Source organism: Streptococcus sp. HMSC061D10, assembly GCF_001808865.1.
GTDB lineage: Bacteria > Bacillota > Bacilli > Lactobacillales > Streptococcaceae > Streptococcus.
In genome coordinates this window covers 13,950-31,235 of the sequence record NZ_KV794987.1, presented here as the reverse complement: position 1 = coordinate 31,235, position 17,286 = coordinate 13,950, and the positions used below count along the sequence as shown (strand labels likewise).

Annotated in this window: 30 protein-coding genes and 1 tRNA gene; all 31 read left to right on the top strand. The window is 40.8% G+C overall.

The window, feature by feature from the left end; genetic code table 11:
• The first annotated feature begins 181 nt into the window (after nt 1-181).
• Complete coding sequence (locus HMPREF2728_RS00215) at nt 182-436, top strand: hypothetical protein (RefSeq protein ID WP_075226721.1); 255 nt, start codon at nt 182-184, stop codon at nt 434-436.
• Nucleotides 436-696 carry a hypothetical protein gene (locus HMPREF2728_RS00210; RefSeq protein ID WP_075226720.1) on the top strand — a complete coding sequence of 87 codons (261 nt, stop codon included), beginning with the start codon at nt 436-438 and terminating at the stop codon, nt 694-696. Before HMPREF2728_RS00215 ends, HMPREF2728_RS00210 begins: the two co-directional genes overlap by 1 nt.
• 10 nt (nt 697-706) lie before the next feature.
• Entirely contained in the window at nt 707-838 is a 132-nt protein-coding gene (locus HMPREF2728_RS10885) for a hypothetical protein (protein ID WP_261674093.1), read from the top strand.
• Between the two features lie 15 nt (nt 839-853).
• Nucleotides 854-1,084 carry a hypothetical protein gene (locus tag HMPREF2728_RS00205; protein ID WP_075226719.1) on the top strand — a complete coding sequence of 77 codons (231 nt, stop codon included), beginning with the start codon at nt 854-856 and terminating at the stop codon, nt 1,082-1,084.
• A gap of 11 nt (nt 1,085-1,095) precedes the next feature.
• Nucleotides 1,096-1,860, top strand: coding sequence for a phage recombination protein Bet (gene bet / locus HMPREF2728_RS00200; protein WP_075226718.1), 765 nt, complete (start codon nt 1,096-1,098; stop codon nt 1,858-1,860).
• Between the two features lie 9 nt (nt 1,861-1,869).
• A complete protein-coding gene (locus HMPREF2728_RS00195; protein ID WP_075226717.1) occupies nt 1,870-2,928 on the top strand; it encodes a DUF1351 domain-containing protein in 1,059 nt (352 codons plus the stop codon).
• Between the two features lie 2 nt (nt 2,929-2,930).
• Complete coding sequence (locus HMPREF2728_RS00190; protein WP_075226716.1) at nt 2,931-3,254, top strand: hypothetical protein; 324 nt, start codon at nt 2,931-2,933, stop codon at nt 3,252-3,254.
• A gap of 90 nt (nt 3,255-3,344) precedes the next feature.
• Nucleotides 3,345-3,767, top strand: coding sequence for a single-stranded DNA-binding protein (ssb, locus tag HMPREF2728_RS00185; protein WP_075226715.1), 423 nt, complete (start codon nt 3,345-3,347; stop codon nt 3,765-3,767).
• 9 nt (nt 3,768-3,776) lie between these two features.
• A complete protein-coding gene (locus tag HMPREF2728_RS00180) occupies nt 3,777-4,259 on the top strand; it encodes a class I SAM-dependent methyltransferase (protein ID WP_075226714.1) in 483 nt (160 codons plus the stop codon).
• A 1-nt stretch (nt 4,260) separates the two neighbouring features.
• Complete coding sequence (locus HMPREF2728_RS00175) at nt 4,261-5,046, top strand: DNA cytosine methyltransferase (protein WP_075226722.1); 786 nt, start codon at nt 4,261-4,263, stop codon at nt 5,044-5,046.
• Nucleotides 5,036-5,368, top strand: a complete 333-nt coding sequence (locus HMPREF2728_RS00170) for a hypothetical protein (RefSeq protein WP_049511139.1) — start codon at nt 5,036-5,038, stop codon at nt 5,366-5,368. The genes HMPREF2728_RS00175 and HMPREF2728_RS00170 overlap by 11 nt, the downstream gene beginning before the upstream one ends.
• Nucleotide 5,369: 1 nt before the next feature.
• Nucleotides 5,370-5,801, top strand: a complete 432-nt coding sequence (locus tag HMPREF2728_RS00165) for a RusA family crossover junction endodeoxyribonuclease (RefSeq protein ID WP_075226713.1) — start codon at nt 5,370-5,372, stop codon at nt 5,799-5,801.
• 15 nt (nt 5,802-5,816) lie between these two features.
• On the top strand, nt 5,817-5,999 hold the full coding sequence (locus tag HMPREF2728_RS00160) for a hypothetical protein (RefSeq protein ID WP_049511141.1): 183 nt from the start codon (nt 5,817-5,819) through the stop codon (nt 5,997-5,999).
• A 164-nt stretch (nt 6,000-6,163) separates the two neighbouring features.
• Entirely contained in the window at nt 6,164-6,424 is a 261-nt protein-coding gene (locus HMPREF2728_RS00155) for a DUF1372 family protein (RefSeq protein WP_075226712.1), read from the top strand.
• Nucleotides 6,421-6,813 carry a YopX family protein gene (locus HMPREF2728_RS00150; RefSeq protein WP_075226711.1) on the top strand — a complete coding sequence of 131 codons (393 nt, stop codon included), beginning with the start codon at nt 6,421-6,423 and terminating at the stop codon, nt 6,811-6,813. The genes HMPREF2728_RS00155 and HMPREF2728_RS00150 overlap by 4 nt, the downstream gene beginning before the upstream one ends.
• Nucleotides 6,810-7,070 carry a hypothetical protein gene (locus HMPREF2728_RS00145; protein ID WP_075226710.1) on the top strand — a complete coding sequence of 87 codons (261 nt, stop codon included), beginning with the start codon at nt 6,810-6,812 and terminating at the stop codon, nt 7,068-7,070. Before HMPREF2728_RS00150 ends, HMPREF2728_RS00145 begins: the two co-directional genes overlap by 4 nt.
• 76 nt (nt 7,071-7,146) lie before the next feature.
• Nucleotides 7,147-7,608, top strand: coding sequence for a DUF1492 domain-containing protein (locus tag HMPREF2728_RS00140; protein ID WP_075226709.1), 462 nt, complete (start codon nt 7,147-7,149; stop codon nt 7,606-7,608).
• Between the two features lie 188 nt (nt 7,609-7,796).
• Nucleotides 7,797-7,868, top strand: a tRNA-Lys gene (locus tag HMPREF2728_RS00135).
• 193 nt (nt 7,869-8,061) lie between these two features.
• Entirely contained in the window at nt 8,062-8,796 is a 735-nt protein-coding gene (gene terS / locus HMPREF2728_RS00130) for a phage terminase small subunit (protein ID WP_075226708.1), read from the top strand.
• The gene (locus HMPREF2728_RS00125; RefSeq protein ID WP_075226707.1) at nt 8,765-10,063 is read left to right on the top strand and encodes a PBSX family phage terminase large subunit; all 1,299 of its coding nucleotides are present in this window, start codon (nt 8,765-8,767) and stop codon (nt 10,061-10,063) included. The genes terS and HMPREF2728_RS00125 overlap by 32 nt, the downstream gene beginning before the upstream one ends.
• Nucleotides 10,064-10,074: 11 nt before the next feature.
• Complete coding sequence (locus tag HMPREF2728_RS00120; RefSeq protein ID WP_315940866.1) at nt 10,075-11,586, top strand: phage portal protein; 1,512 nt, start codon at nt 10,075-10,077, stop codon at nt 11,584-11,586.
• Nucleotides 11,587-11,590: 4 nt separating this feature from the next.
• Nucleotides 11,591-13,216 (top strand): phage minor capsid protein, encoded by a 1,626-nt coding sequence (locus tag HMPREF2728_RS00115; protein ID WP_075226705.1) that lies wholly within the window; start codon nt 11,591-11,593, stop codon nt 13,214-13,216.
• The gene (locus HMPREF2728_RS00110; RefSeq protein WP_006155258.1) at nt 13,213-13,428 is read left to right on the top strand and encodes a hypothetical protein; all 216 of its coding nucleotides are present in this window, start codon (nt 13,213-13,215) and stop codon (nt 13,426-13,428) included. Before HMPREF2728_RS00115 ends, HMPREF2728_RS00110 begins: the two co-directional genes overlap by 4 nt.
• A 154-nt stretch (nt 13,429-13,582) precedes the next feature.
• Nucleotides 13,583-14,149 carry a phage scaffolding protein gene (locus tag HMPREF2728_RS00105; protein ID WP_075226704.1) on the top strand — a complete coding sequence of 189 codons (567 nt, stop codon included), beginning with the start codon at nt 13,583-13,585 and terminating at the stop codon, nt 14,147-14,149.
• 14 nt (nt 14,150-14,163) lie between these two features.
• Nucleotides 14,164-15,033 (top strand): capsid protein, encoded by an 870-nt coding sequence (locus HMPREF2728_RS00100; protein WP_075226703.1) that lies wholly within the window; start codon nt 14,164-14,166, stop codon nt 15,031-15,033.
• A gap of 17 nt (nt 15,034-15,050) precedes the next feature.
• Complete coding sequence (locus HMPREF2728_RS00095) at nt 15,051-15,248, top strand: hypothetical protein (protein WP_075226702.1); 198 nt, start codon at nt 15,051-15,053, stop codon at nt 15,246-15,248.
• 15 nt (nt 15,249-15,263) lie between these two features.
• Entirely contained in the window at nt 15,264-15,671 is a 408-nt protein-coding gene (locus HMPREF2728_RS00090; RefSeq protein ID WP_075226701.1) for a hypothetical protein, read from the top strand.
• Entirely contained in the window at nt 15,658-15,999 is a 342-nt protein-coding gene (locus HMPREF2728_RS00085; RefSeq protein WP_075226700.1) for a putative minor capsid protein, read from the top strand. The genes HMPREF2728_RS00090 and HMPREF2728_RS00085 overlap by 14 nt, the downstream gene beginning before the upstream one ends.
• Nucleotides 15,999-16,361, top strand: coding sequence for a minor capsid protein (locus HMPREF2728_RS00080; protein ID WP_075226699.1), 363 nt, complete (start codon nt 15,999-16,001; stop codon nt 16,359-16,361). Before HMPREF2728_RS00085 ends, HMPREF2728_RS00080 begins: the two co-directional genes overlap by 1 nt.
• Nucleotides 16,358-16,759 carry a minor capsid protein gene (locus tag HMPREF2728_RS00075; protein ID WP_075226698.1) on the top strand — a complete coding sequence of 134 codons (402 nt, stop codon included), beginning with the start codon at nt 16,358-16,360 and terminating at the stop codon, nt 16,757-16,759. Before HMPREF2728_RS00080 ends, HMPREF2728_RS00075 begins: the two co-directional genes overlap by 4 nt.
• Nucleotides 16,760-17,218 (top strand): phage tail tube protein, encoded by a 459-nt coding sequence (locus tag HMPREF2728_RS00070; protein WP_075226697.1) that lies wholly within the window; start codon nt 16,760-16,762, stop codon nt 17,216-17,218.
• The last annotated feature ends 68 nt before the right edge of the window (nt 17,219-17,286 follow it).

Genomic DNA, 17,286 nt, shown 5'->3' with positions numbered 1-17,286 from the left:
ATGTGTAAAATTGCCATGTGTAAAATTGCCCTCTAATAAATACTAACTATACAACAAGTACTAACTATACAATAATCTAAGCCTTACGGCACTAACTTAGTAATAACTACTAACTTACAACAAACTACTACTAATCTAAATAAAAGAAAGGGATAACTGAGTTATCCACAGGAGAAAAATCATGATTGACAAAGACCAAATTATCAAAGCGCAGCAAGAAAAAATTAAACGTATCGAACAGCTACAAGAGGAACTACATAAATTATATATGCTTGGATTACTAACTGTGAATATCTTAGGACTACCTGATGAACTAAAAATCTCAATGAACACAATCCACGACATCTCACATGCTATCAAGGATGTATTAGATGGCATGAGTCCAAGAGAGGCTATTGGAAAGAACATGACGGAAGATGACGAGGAGGAAGAATAATGTGGAGTAAATTCAAAGAAATCTTTGGACTAGATGATCTTTGGGGTGATGGCCAATCAAAATCAAATAACAATTTGATTACCATCAGAAACTTACAAGCAGAAAATAGACAACTCAAAGCGATTATTAAGCAACAAAACGACTTACTAAAAGAGCTCTCTGAGGAAAATATGGAGCTAGGCCGTAGTCGCAGACAGTACGCTGACACTGCTGCAATACAACAACGCCTGCTTGATGTTTATCAAGACATGGTAGGGTAGGAGGCAGCACATGGACAGAGGACTATTTGGCACCTTTGACTATGACCGTGATTACTTGCAGCCTCCTGAACCCAGGGAAGAACGTGACCCAGCTGATTGGATTTTCAGCGCTGGTCAATGGATCTATGTAGGAGATTGTTAGCCTAAAGGAGAAAAAATGACGCAGATGACAAATAAAGGAAAGTCGTTCATAAGAGCAGAAATCTCTGAAAAGCAAAAAGAATATATCAGACTTCTTGCTGAATTGAGAGGCGTGACAACACAAGAACTTCTAGGTCAAGTTGTAGAACGCTTCATTGACCGGAATTTGCAACTTATTCAAGATTACAAAAATGAATTAGATAACTTAAACAGTAAGTCTAGACGCAGAATTGACATGAATACATAGGAGAAATCAAAATGACTAATAACCAATTAGCAACACAGATAAAACGTGACATCACTACTGACCCAAGTTTATTGACTGGGGCAGACATCAAAAAGTATTTTGACCCACAAAACCTACTGACTGAAAAACAAGTAGGTCAAGCGCTAGCCTTGTGTAAAGGTCGCAATCTTAACCCATTTGCTAACGAGGTCTACATTGTAGCCTATCAAAACAATAGCGGCACAGAGTTCAGCTTGATTGTCTCTAAAGAGGCATTTATGAAACGTGCTGAACGTTGTGAGGGATATGATGGCTTTGAGGCTGGAATTACTGTCATGAGAAATGGCGAAATGATAGAGATTGAGGGCTCTCTTAAATTACCTGAGGACATTCTAATAGGTGGTTGGGCCGTTGTCTATCGTAAAGACCGTTCACACAGATATAAGGTCACAGTTGACTTTAATGAGTATGTCAAAACAGACAGAAATGGCAATCCACGGAGCACTTGGAAATCAATGCCAGCCACTATGATCAGAAAAACAGCTCTAGTACAGACTCTTAGAGAGGCCTTTCCTGATGAACTCGGAAACATGTATACAGACATTGATGGCGGAGATACATTTGACACAATCAAAGATGTCACTCCTCAAGAAAGCCGCGAGGATGTCGTAGCACGCAAGATGGCTCAGATTGAGCAATTTAACAAAGAGCAAGAGGCAAATCATGCAGATCTCGAACCTGCTCAAACTGAGGAGCCAATCCAGGGCGAGTTGCTAGACGGTGAACTTGAATATTAGGAGGACAACATGCAAGAATTACAGGTTATTGATGATAAGAAAATCAATAAAATTTATGAAATGATTACAACGGATGAGCTTACTAGAGAGTCTTTTGAAAAAGACCTCATAGAGGCTACTGAAAAGTACAAGGACTATATTCCTACAGCTAGTACTCTCAAAGATGACAAGGCAAAGCGAGCTGAATTTAATAAGCTAATTGAGTCTAAAAATCGTATCCGTATCGACACTAAAAACTTGCTATCAGAGACGGCTAACACATGGGATAGTTATGCAAAGTCAATTATTGAACCATTTGCAACCGTAGTTAGTGAATTTGATAAAGGTATCAAGGAAATTGAAGAACATCAAAGACAACTAAAAATAGATACGGTTAAGAGTTACATAGCCAACAAATCAGCTGAGTACATGCTGGATCCTCGCCTATTTGATGAAAAGGCCCTTGATTATGTCAAGGCTAGCGATTTCATGGCTGACGGCGTGACGCTTAAAAAAACCACTATGAAGTCTCTTGATGACATGGTCACATTTGAGTTTCAGAAACAGCAAGAATTTGAAAAGGCTAAGTCAGCTATTTCAGGGTTATGTGCTGAGTATGGCATGACTGACTCACCTTACATCCGACAGCTGAAAGATTTGACTCTTGCTGAGGTTTTTGAACAAATCAAAGCTGACTATGAATTTGAAAAGCAAAAGGAAGAAACCAGACTGACTCAAGAACGAGCAGAGCGAGAAAATCAGGAACTTTTAGCAGCTCAACAAGCCAAACAACAAGAACCAAAATCAACGGAAACCCCAAATTTTGACCCAGAGGCTGGCGAAATCTTGGACGGTGGGCAAATCCCCCAAAATGAGCAGAACGCTCTCAGAGGGGCTGAAAATAACCTAAAACGATATACCCAAAAAATGACTTTGGAGGTGTATTTTGTGGACACAGCCGAAAAAGACCGTTTCAAGGCCACTCTTGAACAAGCAGGGTTTAAATTTAAGGAAAACTATCAAGTCAGCGGTTATCAACGTATCGATCCACTGACTCAGGCTGAACTCAATGAGCAGTGTGGGTGGTAAATATGGAAATTAAGAGAATATCTGATAGTATTTCAATCTATTCAGACGGCAAGAGATTGCAAGTTATCCACGATTTAGGGGACGAGTTCATCCTAGACATCAATCTAACAGAGGAGCAAGCCTATAATGTGGATAACTTGTCTCAATTTTCAATCATAAGACTTGAACCAGTCTTTAAAATTTGTGGTTTTTGTTCAAAAGCTGGAGAGGGTATGCACCGTCTAAGATGGGCAATCCTCCAATTTGAGGAATTTGAACAATATATTAAGAAAAATCAGGATGACCTGATGGGCTGGTGGAACAATCCAGGAGGTAAAAGAAAATGAATGATTTTATTAAAGAGATTGGAATGGCTATTCTATGGATGTTTTTGGGATATCTTGTAGGAGAACGTAGCGCTAGAGAGGACAAGTCAGATGATTAACAACGTTACACTGGTTGGAAGGCTTGTAGCGCCTCCTGATCTACGCAAAACGCCTAACAATGTATCTAGCTTACAGGGTACCCTTGCAGTAAATCGCAATTTCAAGAATGAGAATGGAGAGCGTGAGGCTGATTTTATCAATTTTCAAGCATGGAGAGGCACAGCTGATATCATTGCTCAGTATTGCAACAAGGGCTCCCTTATTGGGCTAACAGGACGCATACAAGTCAGGTCTTACGAGAAAGACGGTAAGCGTAGATATGTGACCGAGGTAGTGGCTGAGAGCGTTGCTCTGCTAGAGAGTCGCAATAGTCATCACGGACAAGGTCAAGGCAACAGTTTCCAAAATGGGAACAACTCACCTTTTGATGATCCAAATCCATTTGACCTCCCAGATGATGGCTTGCCGTTTTAGGAGGTATAGATGTCAGATATTAAAATACTTGACGCTTGCTGTGGAAGTCGTATGTTTTGGTTTGATAAAAACGAGAGTCATACAACTTTTATGGACATCAGACAAGAAAAATTTGATATACACGGGAAAAAAGTCAATGTAGACCCTGATGTTATCGGTGATTTCCGTGACATGCCATTTGAAAATAATACTTTTAATTTGGTTGTTTTCGACCCTCCTCATTTAAAATGGGCAGGAAAAAATTCAATCATGAAAGCCCAGTATGGACAACTGGATAAAATTACCTGGGCGGAAGATTTGGCCAAGGGCTTTGAAGAATGTATGAGAGTTTTGAAAATTGGAGGCACACTAGTTTTTAAGTGGTCTGATTGCCAAATAAACGTAAAAAAATTACTAGAGGTGATACCATTCAAGCCTTTGTTTGGTCAACAAAGAGGCACCACGCACTGGCTAACGTTTGTAAAGTTTGAGGAGGAAAGTGTTGACAATTAAAATGACCGTTTGGGCATTGTTTGACAGTGGGAATGGCAGCTATACAAAAGGCGTGAAAGCCCTGAATAGTTCGGGGGGGGCTAACATTGACATCTATCCAATCGGAATAGACATAGAAAACAAGAACGATCATTTTATAAATTTGAACCTTGCTGACTATGGGCGATTATTTGGAGACAACACGCTCTTTGATACACTTGACAAGTTGCCAAAGCCTGATTTGATAATAGCTAGCCCACCATGTGAAAGCTGGAGTAATGCTAGTGCTATGTGCGAGGGTAACGCTTGCTGGAAACAAGAAGACCTCTCAGATAGCCTCTTTGCTCCACAAAGGGAGCCTAGCATGTTTACCATTAGGAACGCCTCTGACTACGAGAAAGTCTATATAAATTATCAGTATGACCGTCAATTTATGAAAAGGGTCAATGGGGAGCTTTGTGCTTTCAATACCATTGAGATCATCAAGCGGTATAACCCTAAATATTTCATCATAGAGAACCCAGCAAGTGGGCGCCTATGGAAATACATTGAGGATGTTATGGATTTTAAGTTGCCATATCTCAACCTCACACGCTACAACAATTATGACTACCCTTTGCAGAAACCCACAAAGTTTGCTAGTAATCTTGATTTGGGTCTTAGAAATGACATTATCAAACAAGAAACAGAGTGGGGAAAATTTTCTAAGTCATACAATGAACGGTCAAACATTCCACAAAACCTAGTAATAGAGATTTTTACTAAGGTTTACAATGAATTCTTACAGGAGAAACAACATGATAACTAAAATCAATGTCCCAAAAACATCAATCGTAATCGAGATTGAAAATAAAGAAATCAAAATTGAGAATATGATTGGCTATGATATGAAGATGGTTTTTAGAAACCAGGACGCAGAGCCGTCTTTGGATGAAAATGGGGATGTTTTTGAGCCTCTCTACTGGCTAGACATTAAGGCTAAACCTGAGGAGGACGTAGAATACCATACTAGTTTAGGAGTGAAGAAAGAAAAAAGAAAACTAGCTGAGTTACAAATATTCTTTGAATATATTGAGGCTAACAAACAAAATCTTTTTGATCTCTGTGGATTGAGAGGGGAGCTTAGTTAGGATGAAATTAACCCTGAACATTGAGCCTAAGCCCCAATCACGGCCACGGTTTGCAAGACGTGGGAGTTTTACCACGACTTATGAAGACAAGGGCATGAAAGCCTGGCGCAATCATTGCCAGCTGCTCATTGCTAATCAGTACATGGGTCAGCCTATTCTTGATGGAGCTCTGAGGGCACGGCTTAGATTTTACATCAAGCCTCCTCAGTATATTTCCAAGGTCAAGAAGAACCAACAGGCCCTCCTGGATGAAATCATTCCAGTAGGCAAAAAGCCTGACATTGACAACTATGAGAAAGCTCTATATGACAGTATGTCAGGGATCGTCTTCCAGGACGACGGTCAGATAGCTCTGCATGATGTAGGCAAGTTCTACAGTCTAAATCCACGGATAGAGGTAGAGGTGGAGCTTATGGAACCCCTGAGTATTTAAAGAAATGAGGAGCAGATGGCTGACTACGCATTATATCAGGGTGATGTGTTTGTTACGCTTGGGACATTAGCGCAGATCAGTAGCGAAACAGGAATTACTGAAAGGATGTTAAAGTATTACACTTACACATCACACCAAAGACGAAACCCAAACGGTAGGGCCGTTATTAAAATTGAGGAGGAAGATAATGAGAATTAAGACATCAAATGACACAATCATTCATGTCAACAAGTCTCAACGTAGTATCACTATAGAGGGCGTTGAGTTAAGCGGCGACTGTCGGGCCCTGGTATCTGACAACAAGAACGGAACAGGCACAATTACCCTGATCTTTGACGGTAAGATTATTTAGAGGAGGAGGCATGAAACGATTTATCGCAGTCTGGATCCTGCTATCCGCTGGATTGAATGTCTGGCAGAGTATCCATATTAAGAAATTAGAAGAAAAGCGCCCGATTGTCATCTATAAAGCTGATAATCAAGGCGCAGAAATCAAAGGTAGAGTCGTCCACAAGGAGAAGATTGGTGAACTCTACACAATCACAATACAGAATTACGGCATTTTCGTAGTTACTCAAACAAGCTACGAAACTTTGAGGATTGGAGACGAGGTGAGATTATGAGACCGAAATTTAGAGCGTGGGATGGCGCAAAAAAAGAAATGTTCAAAGATACTTTTGCAATAACAGAAAGTGGGCAAGTTGTAGTAGTTGAACAGGAGTTCGTCACAAACTCTCCAGATTATGTTTTTGTTGATTATCTAGCCATCATGCAGTCAACTGGCCTTTTTGACAGAAATGGTCAAGAAATATTTGAGGGGGATATAGTTGATTATAAAGGCAGAAAAGCAATTATCAAATGGCATGGTTCTTACGCAAGTTTTATTTACAGATTTGTAGACGAAATGCAAGAAAGGGTTTCAGAATGGGATCCACTATTTCTAGCTTATCATCACTTTGAAATCATCGGCAACGTCTATGAAAATAAGGAGTTTTTGGAGGATATGGAATGAGACCTAAAAAATACCCGTATTCAGGAGCTATAAAAGCAAAGAAAACAAATCAAGAAGATAAGTTGGGGCTTGTAGCATTTCCAAACATTGCGATCAGAAAAGATTTGCTCAAACATATCTACACGGTTACTAGATATCATGACGGCTGTACAATCATTTATTTCAAAATCCCAAAATTTTTTGGAGCATACGAGGAGCAAAAAGCTAAAGTAAATCTTAGTTATGAGGAGACTATCAAGATACTCAATAATTGCTAAAAGAAAAAAGCCAAGACACTCTCTGCCTCAGCTAAATTCTCAATAAGATTATTATATCACAAAAAGGAGATAGAGAGTGAACAAGGCTAAAGAGCTATTGAAAGAGCTGCAGGATCTGGACATGGACATTCAAAGCCGTATAGATGAAATCAATGAGCTTGAGGCAGGTTTGCTCTCAAGTCCCAAATGGACTGACGTCAAAGTTCAAGGCGGACAGACTAGAAAAGTTGATGATGTTTATACTCAGCTTATCGTGATGAAAGAGGCTATAGAACAGGATACTAAAGAGGTTATCAATAGGAAACTTGAACTAGGTAGAATGATCAACAAGCTTAAAAATCCAAAACATAGAACTATTTTGAGAAAGACCTACATCAATAAGATGTACGTTGATGACATCTGTGACAGCATGGGGGGCATGAGTTCCCCTACTTACTATCGTTTGAAGAAACAAGCAGTAAAGGAGCTTGATAGTATTCTTTCAGAATTGATAGTAAATGATAGTAACTGTACAGGCATGAAGTCTAAAATCTGTTAAAATGGTAGTATCAAGAAATAAAGCAAAGGCACCTTAGGTAATGACCTAGAAAAGCTTCTGAAAAACTGCTGGCTTGGGTTACCAGTGGCGATAGAGTAGGATGTTTTAATATCGCAAAAAAGACTACACAAAATAAAAAAAGAAAGTAATTTCTAATTAACACGCAAGTCTGTAGTCTACTTGCAGTAGGAACATAGCTCAAGTGGTAGAGCGATAGATTTTTAATCTATTGGTTGCAGGTTCGAGCCCTGTTGTTCCCGTTGTATCTCTGTGAGTAGCTATCACAATAGGGGTACAGGGCGGTAATTAGATTTAGGCTAATTAACCTGTAGGACAGAGATAAAGTAGCGCTATATAAGGCTCTGGTGGGGGAGGCACCCACTTACCGCATACAGTCACTCTTTGAGTGGCTTTTTTATATTTCAAAACAAATAAACAGCAGGAGGTTTAGGCTTGGGTAGAGCAAGAGACCCCAACCGAGACAAAGCATTTGAAATCTATTCAGAAAGCAATGGAAACATTGAACTGATTGAGATTGCTGAGCGTTTGGGTGTTTCAGCTGGCACTGTCCGAGGTTGGAAAAGTAAAGACAAATGGGAACCTAAAATAAAAGGAACGTTCCAAAAGAAAAATACGGAACGCTCCAAAAATCCAAGGGGCGCTCCTAAGGGTAGTAAGAACGCTTTAGGGCATGGAGCACCTAAGGGGAATACTAATGCCCTCAAACATGGACTGTTTGCTAAGTATTTGCCTCAAGAGGTATATGAGATAGCGCAAGAGCTTTCGGAAAAACAGCCTATAGATATACTCTGGGAAAATATCACGCTGACCTATGCTAATTTACTACATGCTCAGCGTATTCTTTACGTTCAGGATGTTGATGATACTACAAGCGTACTTATAGCTACCACGGCAAAAGGTGGAGCAAGCTATGAAATTCATACATCATGGGATAAGCAAGGCAAGGCGTTAGCTGCAATGGCAAGGGCCCAGTCAGAGCTTAAAAGCATGATTAAGACCTACGACGAGCTCACACGCTCCCCTCTCGTTACTGAGGAGCAGCGCTTGAGGATTGATAACCTCAAAGCTCAGCTAGGCTCTAATGATGATGACGACACAGTCATTACTGGATTTACATTTGATAGGAGTGAGTATAATGGCAATACTGAACCTAGCGAAACTGATTAACCCAGTATTTGACGAAGTCCTCTATACACCCAAGAGCCACATAGTGCTCAAGGGTGGCCGTGCCTCTACTAAGTCCTCTGTAGTATCCATTGACCTTGTAAATGACTTTATCAACGATCCTAACGGGAATGTGGTAGTCTTACGCAAAGTAGGGAAATACTTGAGGATGTCAGTGTATGAACAGATAAGATGGGCCATCTATGAGATGGGGCTAGCTAATCAGTTCAAATTTGGGAAATCACCCTTACAGATTACACACAAGAAAACAGGTACAGCCTTTTATTTTTACGGCGTAGACGATCCAATGAAACTCAAATCCCAAAAAATAGCCAAAGGCTATGTAATGGCCGTATGGTTTGAGGAATTGGCTGAGTTCGCAGGTCGTGAAGACATTGATATAGTTGAGGATACTTTCATCCGTCAAGAGCTGCCAAACGGCAAAGAGGTTAAGGTCTATTTCACATACAACCCTCCAAGGAATCCCTATGATTGGATTAATGAGTGGGTAGCTGAGAAAGCTAGTGACCCTACTTACATGATACATCACAGCACCTACCTTGATGACAAGTTAGGTTTTTTGTCTAAGCAGATGAAAGACAAGATAGAACGCTACAAGGAGACAGACCCTGACTATTACCGTTGGATGTATCTAGGCGAGGTAATCGGCTTAGGTAATCATGTTTATAACATGAGCTATTTTAAACCACTAGAAAGCCTCCCAGACAACGACAAAGTGATAGGTATATCATTTGCCCTGGATACAGGACACCAGCAATCAGCGACAGCCTGTGGAGCTTATGGGCTAACTGCCAAGGGTAATGTTATCTTGCTTGATACGTTTTACTACAGCCCAGCTGGCAAGACCATCAAAAAGGCCCCTAGTGAGCTCTCTGTGATGATCCATGACTTTATAGACAAGGTCATGAAGACCTACAGAGTGCCTAAACTCAAGATGACTATTGATAGTGCTGAGGGAGCTTTGCGTAACCAGTATTTCAAAGACTACGGCGAGCGCTGGCACCCAGTAGCCAAGAAGAAAAATCAGACTATGATTGATATGGTTATCAGTCTACTAGCTGAGGGGCGTTTCTACTACCTTGACATCCCTAATAACAGGGTATTTGTAGAGGAGCATAAGATGTACCGCTATGATGACAAGTCACTCAATACTGATGATCCAAAAGTCATCAAGGAAGATGACCACACGGTGGACGAGTTCAAGTATTTTGTCCTGGACAACGCTAGAGAGTTAAGACTAAAAGCCTAAAGGAGCCAATAATGGGAATAGTACAGACTATCAAGAATTTTTTCACAAGGAGCAAGTATGTGATGACAACACAGAACTTAACGAATATCACTGATCACCCTAAAATAGCAGTGTCATCCACAGAGTATGACCGCATTAGGGAAAATCTCAAGTATTATGCAGGACATTATCCACAAATTGAGTACACTGACAGCAATGGCACACCTCAAAAGCGAGCTTTCAACCATCTGCCTATTGGACGTACAGCAGCCAAGAAGATTGCAAGCCTAGTGTTTAATGAGCAGGCTGAAATCAAGCTAGATGATAAGGACGCTAACAAATTCATTCAGAAACAGCTACAGGATGATAGATTTGTTAAGAATTTTGAGCGTTACCTGGAAAGTGGTTTGGCGCTTGGTGGATTGGCTATGAGGCCATACGTTGACAGAGACAAGGTAAGAGTCTCTTTCATTCAGGCACCTGTCTTTTTGCCTTTGCAAAGTAACACGCAGGACGTCTCTAGTGCTGCTATTATCACTAAGACAATCAAGTCAGAGGGTAACAAGCAGAAGTTTTACACGCTGATTGAGCTACACGAATGGGGCAAGGATGACAAGTACACAGTCACTAACGAGCTCTACAAGTCTTATAATCAGAACGTGGTAGGCTCTAGGGTTCCTCTGTCAGACCTCTATGAGGATCTTGAGGAAGTGGTAGACCTGAACGGCTTGAGTCGTCCACTATTTACTTACCTCAAGACTCCAGGAATGAATAACAAGGACATCAACAGTCCTCTAGGGCTGTCTATCTTTGACAATGCTAAGACTACAATGGATTTTCTTAACACAACCTATGATGAGTTCATGTGGGAGGTTAAGATGGGACAGCGTAGGGTAGCAGTTCCTACTCAGATGATTAAGGTTGAATACGATCAAGACGGCGAGAATGTAACGGTTAAGCGTAAGTTTGAATCTGGACGTAATGTCTATGAACAATTTGACTCAGGAGATATGGATAAGGGTATAGGTATCACAGACCTTACAACGCCTATCCGATCAGATGACTATATCAAGGCTATCAATAAGATCCTTGCGATTTTTGAAATGCAGATAGGAGTATCTTCTGGCATGTTCACCTTTGATGGTAAGAGCTTGAAAACAGCTACTGAGGTTGTCAGCGAGAACTCAGACACCTATCAGATGAGAAACAGCATTGTCAGCTTAGTAGAGCAGTCTCTAAAAGAGCTCATTATCTCAATGTTAGAGCTGGGGAAGGCTTACGATCTTTATAAGGGGAGTATCCCTGAAATGGAGAAAATCAGCATCAACCTTGACGACGGAGTTTTTACAGACAGAAACGCTGAGCTGGACTACTGGGTTAAGGTTGTAAATGCTGGCTTTGCCACGGATGTCATGGCCATTGAGAAAGTTTTGAATGTTACGCCTGAAAAAGCTAAGAAAATCAAAGCTGAAATCAGTGGCAATGCTATTGATGAGGCAAGCGAAGAGCGTAGTCCTGATGATGTAGAAGTTTACGGAGAGTGATTAAATGGCTGATGACAAGAAGAAACCAATCAAGCTAAATGATGAGCAGCTAATGCTTGACGCTAGTAACGTTGCAGACATCTATCATCAGCTAACTCTTGAACTCTTTGACCAAGTTATAGACCGTATCAAAAAGCGTGGATCTGCTAGTCTTGATGATAATCCTTATATTTGGCAACTTGAGAAAATGAATGAGATGGGCCTACTCAATGAGGATAATGTCAAGCTCATTTCTGACCGTTCAGGGATTGCTGAAGAACAGCTTAGACATGTCATCCAAAATGAGGGCTACAAAATCTACAAAGACACCAAACAGCAACTTTTAGAGGCAACTGGTGGAGGTAGTTTTGCTGGTAACTCACTCATTCAGACCAATCTAGCTGCTTATGTCAATCAGGCCATGGGAGATATAGACAACCTTATCAATACCACTCTACCAATGAGCGTGAGAAAGGTATATCAGTCTATTGTCCAGGAGAGCGTGGCCAAGGTTGTCACAGGACTCACTACCTCAGACAAGGCTATCTCTGATACGGTCATGAAATGGGCTGAAAAGGGTTTTTATGGCTTTACTGATAGCCAAGGCAAACGCTGGAAAGCTGACACTTATGCTAGACAGGTTATCAAGTCCACAGCTTGGCGTGTCTATCATGAGGTCAGAATGGCTCCAGCTGAGGAATTAGGTATAGATACCTTTTATTATCACAAAAAGGCCACAGCAAGAGAGATGTGCGCTCCTTTGCAACATCAGATAGTAACCACTGGAGTTGCTAGAACTGAAAAAGGGGAGCGTATTTTGGCGCTATCAGACTATGGCTATGGATACGCTTGGGGATGTCAGGGTATTAACTGTACTCATGAGATGACTCCCTACATTCCAGGGGCTAACTACAAGCCTGATTTGCCTGACGAGTTAAGAGACTTGACACCAGAGCAGGCAATAGAAAACGCAAACGCTCAGGCTAAACAGAGAGCCTTAGAGAGGTCTATCAGGAAGTCTAAGGAATTTCTACACATTGCTGAAAAGCTAGGAGATAGTGAGCTGATAGACAAGTATAAGAGCAAGGTTAGGATTCAACAAGGAGCCATGAGAGACTATCTCAAACAACACCCATTTCTACACCGTGATTATGCTAGAGAAAAATACTATGATGACCCTTATACCAAAGCTAAGAAAGAGGTTAAGGTCAGAAAAGAACTTGAAAAGCTGGAAAAACACAGAGCAGAACAACAAGAAATGCGTGAGAAGTTTAATTCAGCTGTTAAAAGTGGTATAATTAAGACAGAAATCAATAACGAGCATTTTGAAAACCACATTAGAGGTACTAATGGATATGAGAAATATCTCCAGAAGAATTTAGAAAAAGGAGCACCTCCACCAAGCTATCTGACAATCTCTAAAGAAGAATGTCAGGCGCTGGTTGATAGATATGCTGGAACAGGACAATTCAAGTATGATCCAAAATCAACCAAAATGCAGGAAATTATCTCACAGAATAAACCTATAGGAACCTATATAGATCCTAGAACTGGTGAAGTCGTCGAGAATACTACTGATTTCCGTATTCATTACAGTAAAACAGGCTCACATATTGTGCCAACTATCAAAGGGAAAGGAGACCGTAAATGAGTAAACAACTTTGGAACTACCTACGCTCAAGGGTTCAGGTAGTAAATAGTGACGGTGAAGTCATCAAGGGGCTTGTCACAGATTTTATTGACGAAATGGACAATGATGAGCAAGATGAAATCACTATCCTCATTGACAATCCTAGTCCTGATGAACCAACTGAGATTTCTCTCTTTGAGAGTGAGATTATCTCAATTAAAGCAATCTCATAGCGCTTAGAACAATCTAGGCGCTTTTGTTTTGCAATAAATTGCTATTAACCACTATAAACCGTATGGATTTCCATTCGGTTTTTCTTTTGCCCTGGAGCATGGCGTAAAACTGTCTTAATTTGTCCATGTGACGTAAAAAAGGAGGAGTTAAGACATGAGTCTTAAACGTGAAATGTTAGTTGAGGCAGGTATCCAGGATAAGGCAGTGATTGACAATATCATGCAAGCGTACGGTGCAGGTATTGAAAATGCCAAGTCACAAGCTAAGTCGGAACTACAAGTCGAAAACGACGCATTAAAACAACAACTTGAGCAACAAACCCAAGCTATTCAGGACCTACAGGCCAAAGAGGGAGCGAGTGCTGAGAGCAAACAACAACTTGAAGAACTAAAAGCCCAATTTGACCAGTACAAGCTGGATAGTGAGGCAAATCTCGCTCAGATCACTAAAACAAACGCTGTAGCCCTTGCTTTGAAAGACGTAGGAGCTTACAACTCAGAGGACTTGATGAAATTCATTGACCTAGACAAAATCGAGCTAGGAGAAGATGGAAAACCTCAATTAGAGGACACAATCAACTCACTCAAAGAGTCAAGCCCTTACCTTTTCCAAGCAGAGGACAAGCAGCCTAACCCTAAGATTTCAGTCGGAGGCAATCCAGCGGCTGGTCCAGACGCAAAAGGTAACGCTTTTGATGAAATCATGAGCAAATATGAATAATAAAGGAGAGTAGAATGTCTACAAAAATTTTCACACAGAACTACATGGCTTTGCTAGCCAAAATCACAGAAAGCCGATCACGTTTTCTACGTTCATTCGGTGGTAAAATCCAAGTCTTTGACGGAGTTTCAGACTCTGACACTATGCTGCATTTGAAAGTGAACTCTACAAAAGCTGTTGTCAAGAAGTATGACAAGGGCGAAAATGTAGCTTTTGGAACTGGTACAGGTTCAACTAATCGCTTTGGTGCACGTACAGAAATTAAGTCTATTGACAAGGCTGTGCCTTATGAGGCGCCTATCTCAATCCATGAGGGGATTGATAATGTAACTGTTAATGATGTAGCTGACAAGGTAGTAGCTGAGCGCTTGGAAGAAAACGCCCTAGCTCAAACAGAGTACATCAATGAACTACTTGCAAAAGCCTTGTCTGATAATGCAAGCGAAACAATTGAGGGCAAGATGGACGAGGCAGGAGTGACAAAAGCATTTGCTACAGCTCACAAGAAATTTGTTAATAACAAGGTTTCTAAGAGCATTGCATGGGTTGCTTATGTCACATCAGATGTATATGATTTCTTGATTGACTCAAAACTTGCCACAACAGCTAAGAACTCATCAGCTAACATTGATGATCAAACAATGTACAAATTCAAAGGTTTTGTCCTTGAAGAAACTCCTGACGAATATTTCCAAACAGGGGAACAAATCATGTTTGTAGTTGATGATGTTGGTGTTGCTGGTGTAGGTTTGCAAATCGTCCGTACTATTGATGCAGATGATTTCTATGGAGTAGCAATCCAGGGAGCTGGTAAGTACGGTAAGTATATTGCTGACGAAAATAAGGTAGGTATCCTTAAAGCAAAATTGGCCCCAGCTGGTTAAGAAAAGGAGTAGTCTAAATGGCTAAATTTAAAGCGACATCAAACGTTGTCTTTATTGTTGATGGCAAAGAACAAAGCTATGACAAAGATGCAGAGTATGACATGGATGTCAAGACGTCTGATGAGCTCAACGCTAAAGGTGAAATTACACACCCTGAACTCAGTCCGTTCTTTAAGCGTGTTGACAAAGAAGAAAAAGCAAAGGCGGATAAATAACACCGCCTTTTTAAATTGGAGGTGGTTACTATCGCTTATTTAACAAAAGATGAGTTTAATGATTTAGGATTTGATGAAGTTGAGAACTTTGACAAACTGCTACAGAGGGCAGAGATTGCTATCAACCTCTTTCTTAACAATTTCTACAGTTTTGTAGATTTTGAAAAAGAAATTGAGCACAGAAAGAAAGCTGTTAAGCTAGCTACAGCGTTCCAGATAGCATACTTAGATGCCAGCGGAATCACTACGGCTGATGATAAGCAATCAGTCTCTACTGTGGTATTAGGTAGGACCCATGTGACCTATAAAAATACCTCTAACCAATCATTAGAGAGTGCTAGGTATAATCTATCACTTGACGCCTTGAACGTGCTCAAAGGAGCTGGTTTTGGCTACAGGGGGGTAGGTTATGACAGACATTGATAAACGATTATTGATTGATGCTGTGACTATTCAAAAAACAACAGGGGAATTAGATGGGTGGGGTAAAGAAACTTTAAAACAACCATTGATACTTAAACCTGTTAGATTTGATAGGCAATATCAAGTGCAGGGGACGCAGAATAATCGTAAAGAGTCCAAGCCTAGCACATTGTTTGTATACCCTAAACATTGCCCAGTTGTCCTAGATGATACCTTTAAAAATGCCATTATCAATGACGGAAAGCGAGACTACAGAGTGACATCTGTTATCCCTGTCAGTTATCCACACAAACAAAAAGTATTTTGTTACGAAGTGGAGTGTATCTGATGGGCGTTGGTGTATCTGTCAAAGTTGATTTAAAGGGCATTGAAAACAAGGTGTCCCCAACAGCGTTGGCAAAAGGTAAGTTAGCAATATCTAATCAGATGTTGATTGATTTCACTCCTTTCATCCCTCGTAAGAGTGGTGAGCTTAGTGGAAGTGGTCAAGCCTCCAAGGATGGCGTTAAGTATCCTGGGCCTTACGCTAGAGCTCAATTTTACGGATCAAGCTACAACAAGGTTAGGACTTTTGTCTTTAGAAAGTACACCACACCTGGAACAGGTAAGCGGTGGGACTTGAGAGCCTCGGCTCTACATGCTGATAATTGGGGGAAAGTCGGACTAAGAGCAATGGGAGTAAAAGCATGAACAATAATGATTTTTCAGAAGTCCTCAGAGATTTCATCAATACACTAGGTCTCTCTCTGGCTTGTAGGCTTGACTACTTGTCAGAGAGAGAGGATTTAGTCCTATATCCTCTGCCAGGCGGCAAAGTTTTAAAAGAGTACATGAACGGCAAGCAGGACATCAGTCTTGTATTTGAGGTGGCAATCAAAACGACTGATCACCAAAAAACAAGCTCTATCTTGTGGGCCATCAATCATGCTCTCGCTGATTTTAATCTGGATCTGCCTAGCAAAAACAACTCATATCAATTCAGAGGCCTTGAAGTATCACAGCCGTTTCTTAATGACCGTGATGATCAAGGCTTTTATATTTACATGTTAGATGTAACGGCACAACTTGAAACAAATGGAGGAAATTAAATGCCAAAAATGAAAAACGCCAAGCGCAAGCACTATGTGGCGCCTTGGTTACCAACAGCACCAGCTACTGAGCCAGCGAATGATGCTTGGAAATGGCTTGCGGATGGTGTTACAACCTCAGAGGTTGAAAACGACGAAGAAACAGACGACGTAGCATACTACAGCGGCGACGGTACGCCTGAAACTGTTGTCACCTCAGTCAAATATGGTTACTCATTTGAGGGTGATTATATCAAAGAGGATGCTGCTCAAGCTATTATCGCTGGCATGCGTTTCATGACTGGTGATCAACGTAAACTGTGGTTCAAAGTAGTTGATGCAGACGGAAAAACTCAGTACGTTGGAGTTGCTACTGCCTCTGCCATTAAAATTGGTGGTGGTGAGGCATCTGAGTATGAGAATTTTGAAGTCACTATTACTTGGAACTCAGCACCTAAACAGTCTGCTGTAGTCGGTTGATGATTTAATCTAGGGGAGTGAAGCTCCCCTTTTTATTTTTGATTTTAAAAATTAGTAGGAGAGAAAAC

What these genes read in the sequence shown, in the direction of transcription:
- HMPREF2728_RS00080 (WP_075226699.1), top strand. Translation starts at nt 15,999, where the DNA reads ATGGGCGTTGGTGTATCTGTCAAAGTTGATTTAAAGGGCATTGAAAAC.
- HMPREF2728_RS00120 (WP_315940866.1), top strand. Translation starts at nt 10,075, where the DNA reads ATGGGAATAGTACAGACTATCAAGAATTTTTTCACAAGGAGCAAGTAT.
- HMPREF2728_RS00150 (WP_075226711.1), top strand. Translation starts at nt 6,421, where the DNA reads ATGAGACCGAAATTTAGAGCGTGGGATGGCGCAAAAAAAGAAATGTTC.
- HMPREF2728_RS00115 (WP_075226705.1), top strand. Translation starts at nt 11,591, where the DNA reads ATGGCTGATGACAAGAAGAAACCAATCAAGCTAAATGATGAGCAGCTA.
- HMPREF2728_RS00190 (WP_075226716.1), top strand. Translation starts at nt 2,931, where the DNA reads ATGGAAATTAAGAGAATATCTGATAGTATTTCAATCTATTCAGACGGC.
- HMPREF2728_RS00170 (WP_049511139.1), top strand. Translation starts at nt 5,036, where the DNA reads ATGATAACTAAAATCAATGTCCCAAAAACATCAATCGTAATCGAGATT.
- bet (WP_075226718.1), top strand. Translation starts at nt 1,096, where the DNA reads ATGACTAATAACCAATTAGCAACACAGATAAAACGTGACATCACTACT.
- ssb (WP_075226715.1), top strand. Translation starts at nt 3,345, where the DNA reads ATGATTAACAACGTTACACTGGTTGGAAGGCTTGTAGCGCCTCCTGAT.
- HMPREF2728_RS00110 (WP_006155258.1), top strand. Translation starts at nt 13,213, where the DNA reads ATGAGTAAACAACTTTGGAACTACCTACGCTCAAGGGTTCAGGTAGTA.
- HMPREF2728_RS00210 (WP_075226720.1), top strand. Translation starts at nt 436, where the DNA reads ATGTGGAGTAAATTCAAAGAAATCTTTGGACTAGATGATCTTTGGGGT.
- HMPREF2728_RS00180 (WP_075226714.1), top strand. Translation starts at nt 3,777, where the DNA reads ATGTCAGATATTAAAATACTTGACGCTTGCTGTGGAAGTCGTATGTTT.
- HMPREF2728_RS00195 (WP_075226717.1), top strand. Translation starts at nt 1,870, where the DNA reads ATGCAAGAATTACAGGTTATTGATGATAAGAAAATCAATAAAATTTAT.
- HMPREF2728_RS00165 (WP_075226713.1), top strand. Translation starts at nt 5,370, where the DNA reads ATGAAATTAACCCTGAACATTGAGCCTAAGCCCCAATCACGGCCACGG.
- HMPREF2728_RS10885 (WP_261674093.1), top strand. Translation starts at nt 707, where the DNA reads ATGGACAGAGGACTATTTGGCACCTTTGACTATGACCGTGATTACTTG.
- HMPREF2728_RS00070 (WP_075226697.1), top strand. Translation starts at nt 16,760, where the DNA reads ATGCCAAAAATGAAAAACGCCAAGCGCAAGCACTATGTGGCGCCTTGG.
- HMPREF2728_RS00100 (WP_075226703.1), top strand. Translation starts at nt 14,164, where the DNA reads ATGTCTACAAAAATTTTCACACAGAACTACATGGCTTTGCTAGCCAAA.
- HMPREF2728_RS00125 (WP_075226707.1), top strand. Translation starts at nt 8,765, where the DNA reads ATGGCAATACTGAACCTAGCGAAACTGATTAACCCAGTATTTGACGAA.
- HMPREF2728_RS00155 (WP_075226712.1), top strand. Translation starts at nt 6,164, where the DNA reads ATGAAACGATTTATCGCAGTCTGGATCCTGCTATCCGCTGGATTGAAT.
- HMPREF2728_RS00085 (WP_075226700.1), top strand. Translation starts at nt 15,658, where the DNA reads ATGACAGACATTGATAAACGATTATTGATTGATGCTGTGACTATTCAA.
- HMPREF2728_RS00105 (WP_075226704.1), top strand. Translation starts at nt 13,583, where the DNA reads ATGAGTCTTAAACGTGAAATGTTAGTTGAGGCAGGTATCCAGGATAAG.
- HMPREF2728_RS00160 (WP_049511141.1), top strand. Translation starts at nt 5,817, where the DNA reads ATGGCTGACTACGCATTATATCAGGGTGATGTGTTTGTTACGCTTGGG.
- HMPREF2728_RS00095 (WP_075226702.1), top strand. Translation starts at nt 15,051, where the DNA reads ATGGCTAAATTTAAAGCGACATCAAACGTTGTCTTTATTGTTGATGGC.
- HMPREF2728_RS00215 (WP_075226721.1), top strand. Translation starts at nt 182, where the DNA reads ATGATTGACAAAGACCAAATTATCAAAGCGCAGCAAGAAAAAATTAAA.
- HMPREF2728_RS00175 (WP_075226722.1), top strand. Translation starts at nt 4,261, where the DNA reads ATGACCGTTTGGGCATTGTTTGACAGTGGGAATGGCAGCTATACAAAA.
- HMPREF2728_RS00205 (WP_075226719.1), top strand. Translation starts at nt 854, where the DNA reads ATGACGCAGATGACAAATAAAGGAAAGTCGTTCATAAGAGCAGAAATC.
- HMPREF2728_RS00075 (WP_075226698.1), top strand. Translation starts at nt 16,358, where the DNA reads ATGAACAATAATGATTTTTCAGAAGTCCTCAGAGATTTCATCAATACA.
- HMPREF2728_RS00145 (WP_075226710.1), top strand. Translation starts at nt 6,810, where the DNA reads ATGAGACCTAAAAAATACCCGTATTCAGGAGCTATAAAAGCAAAGAAA.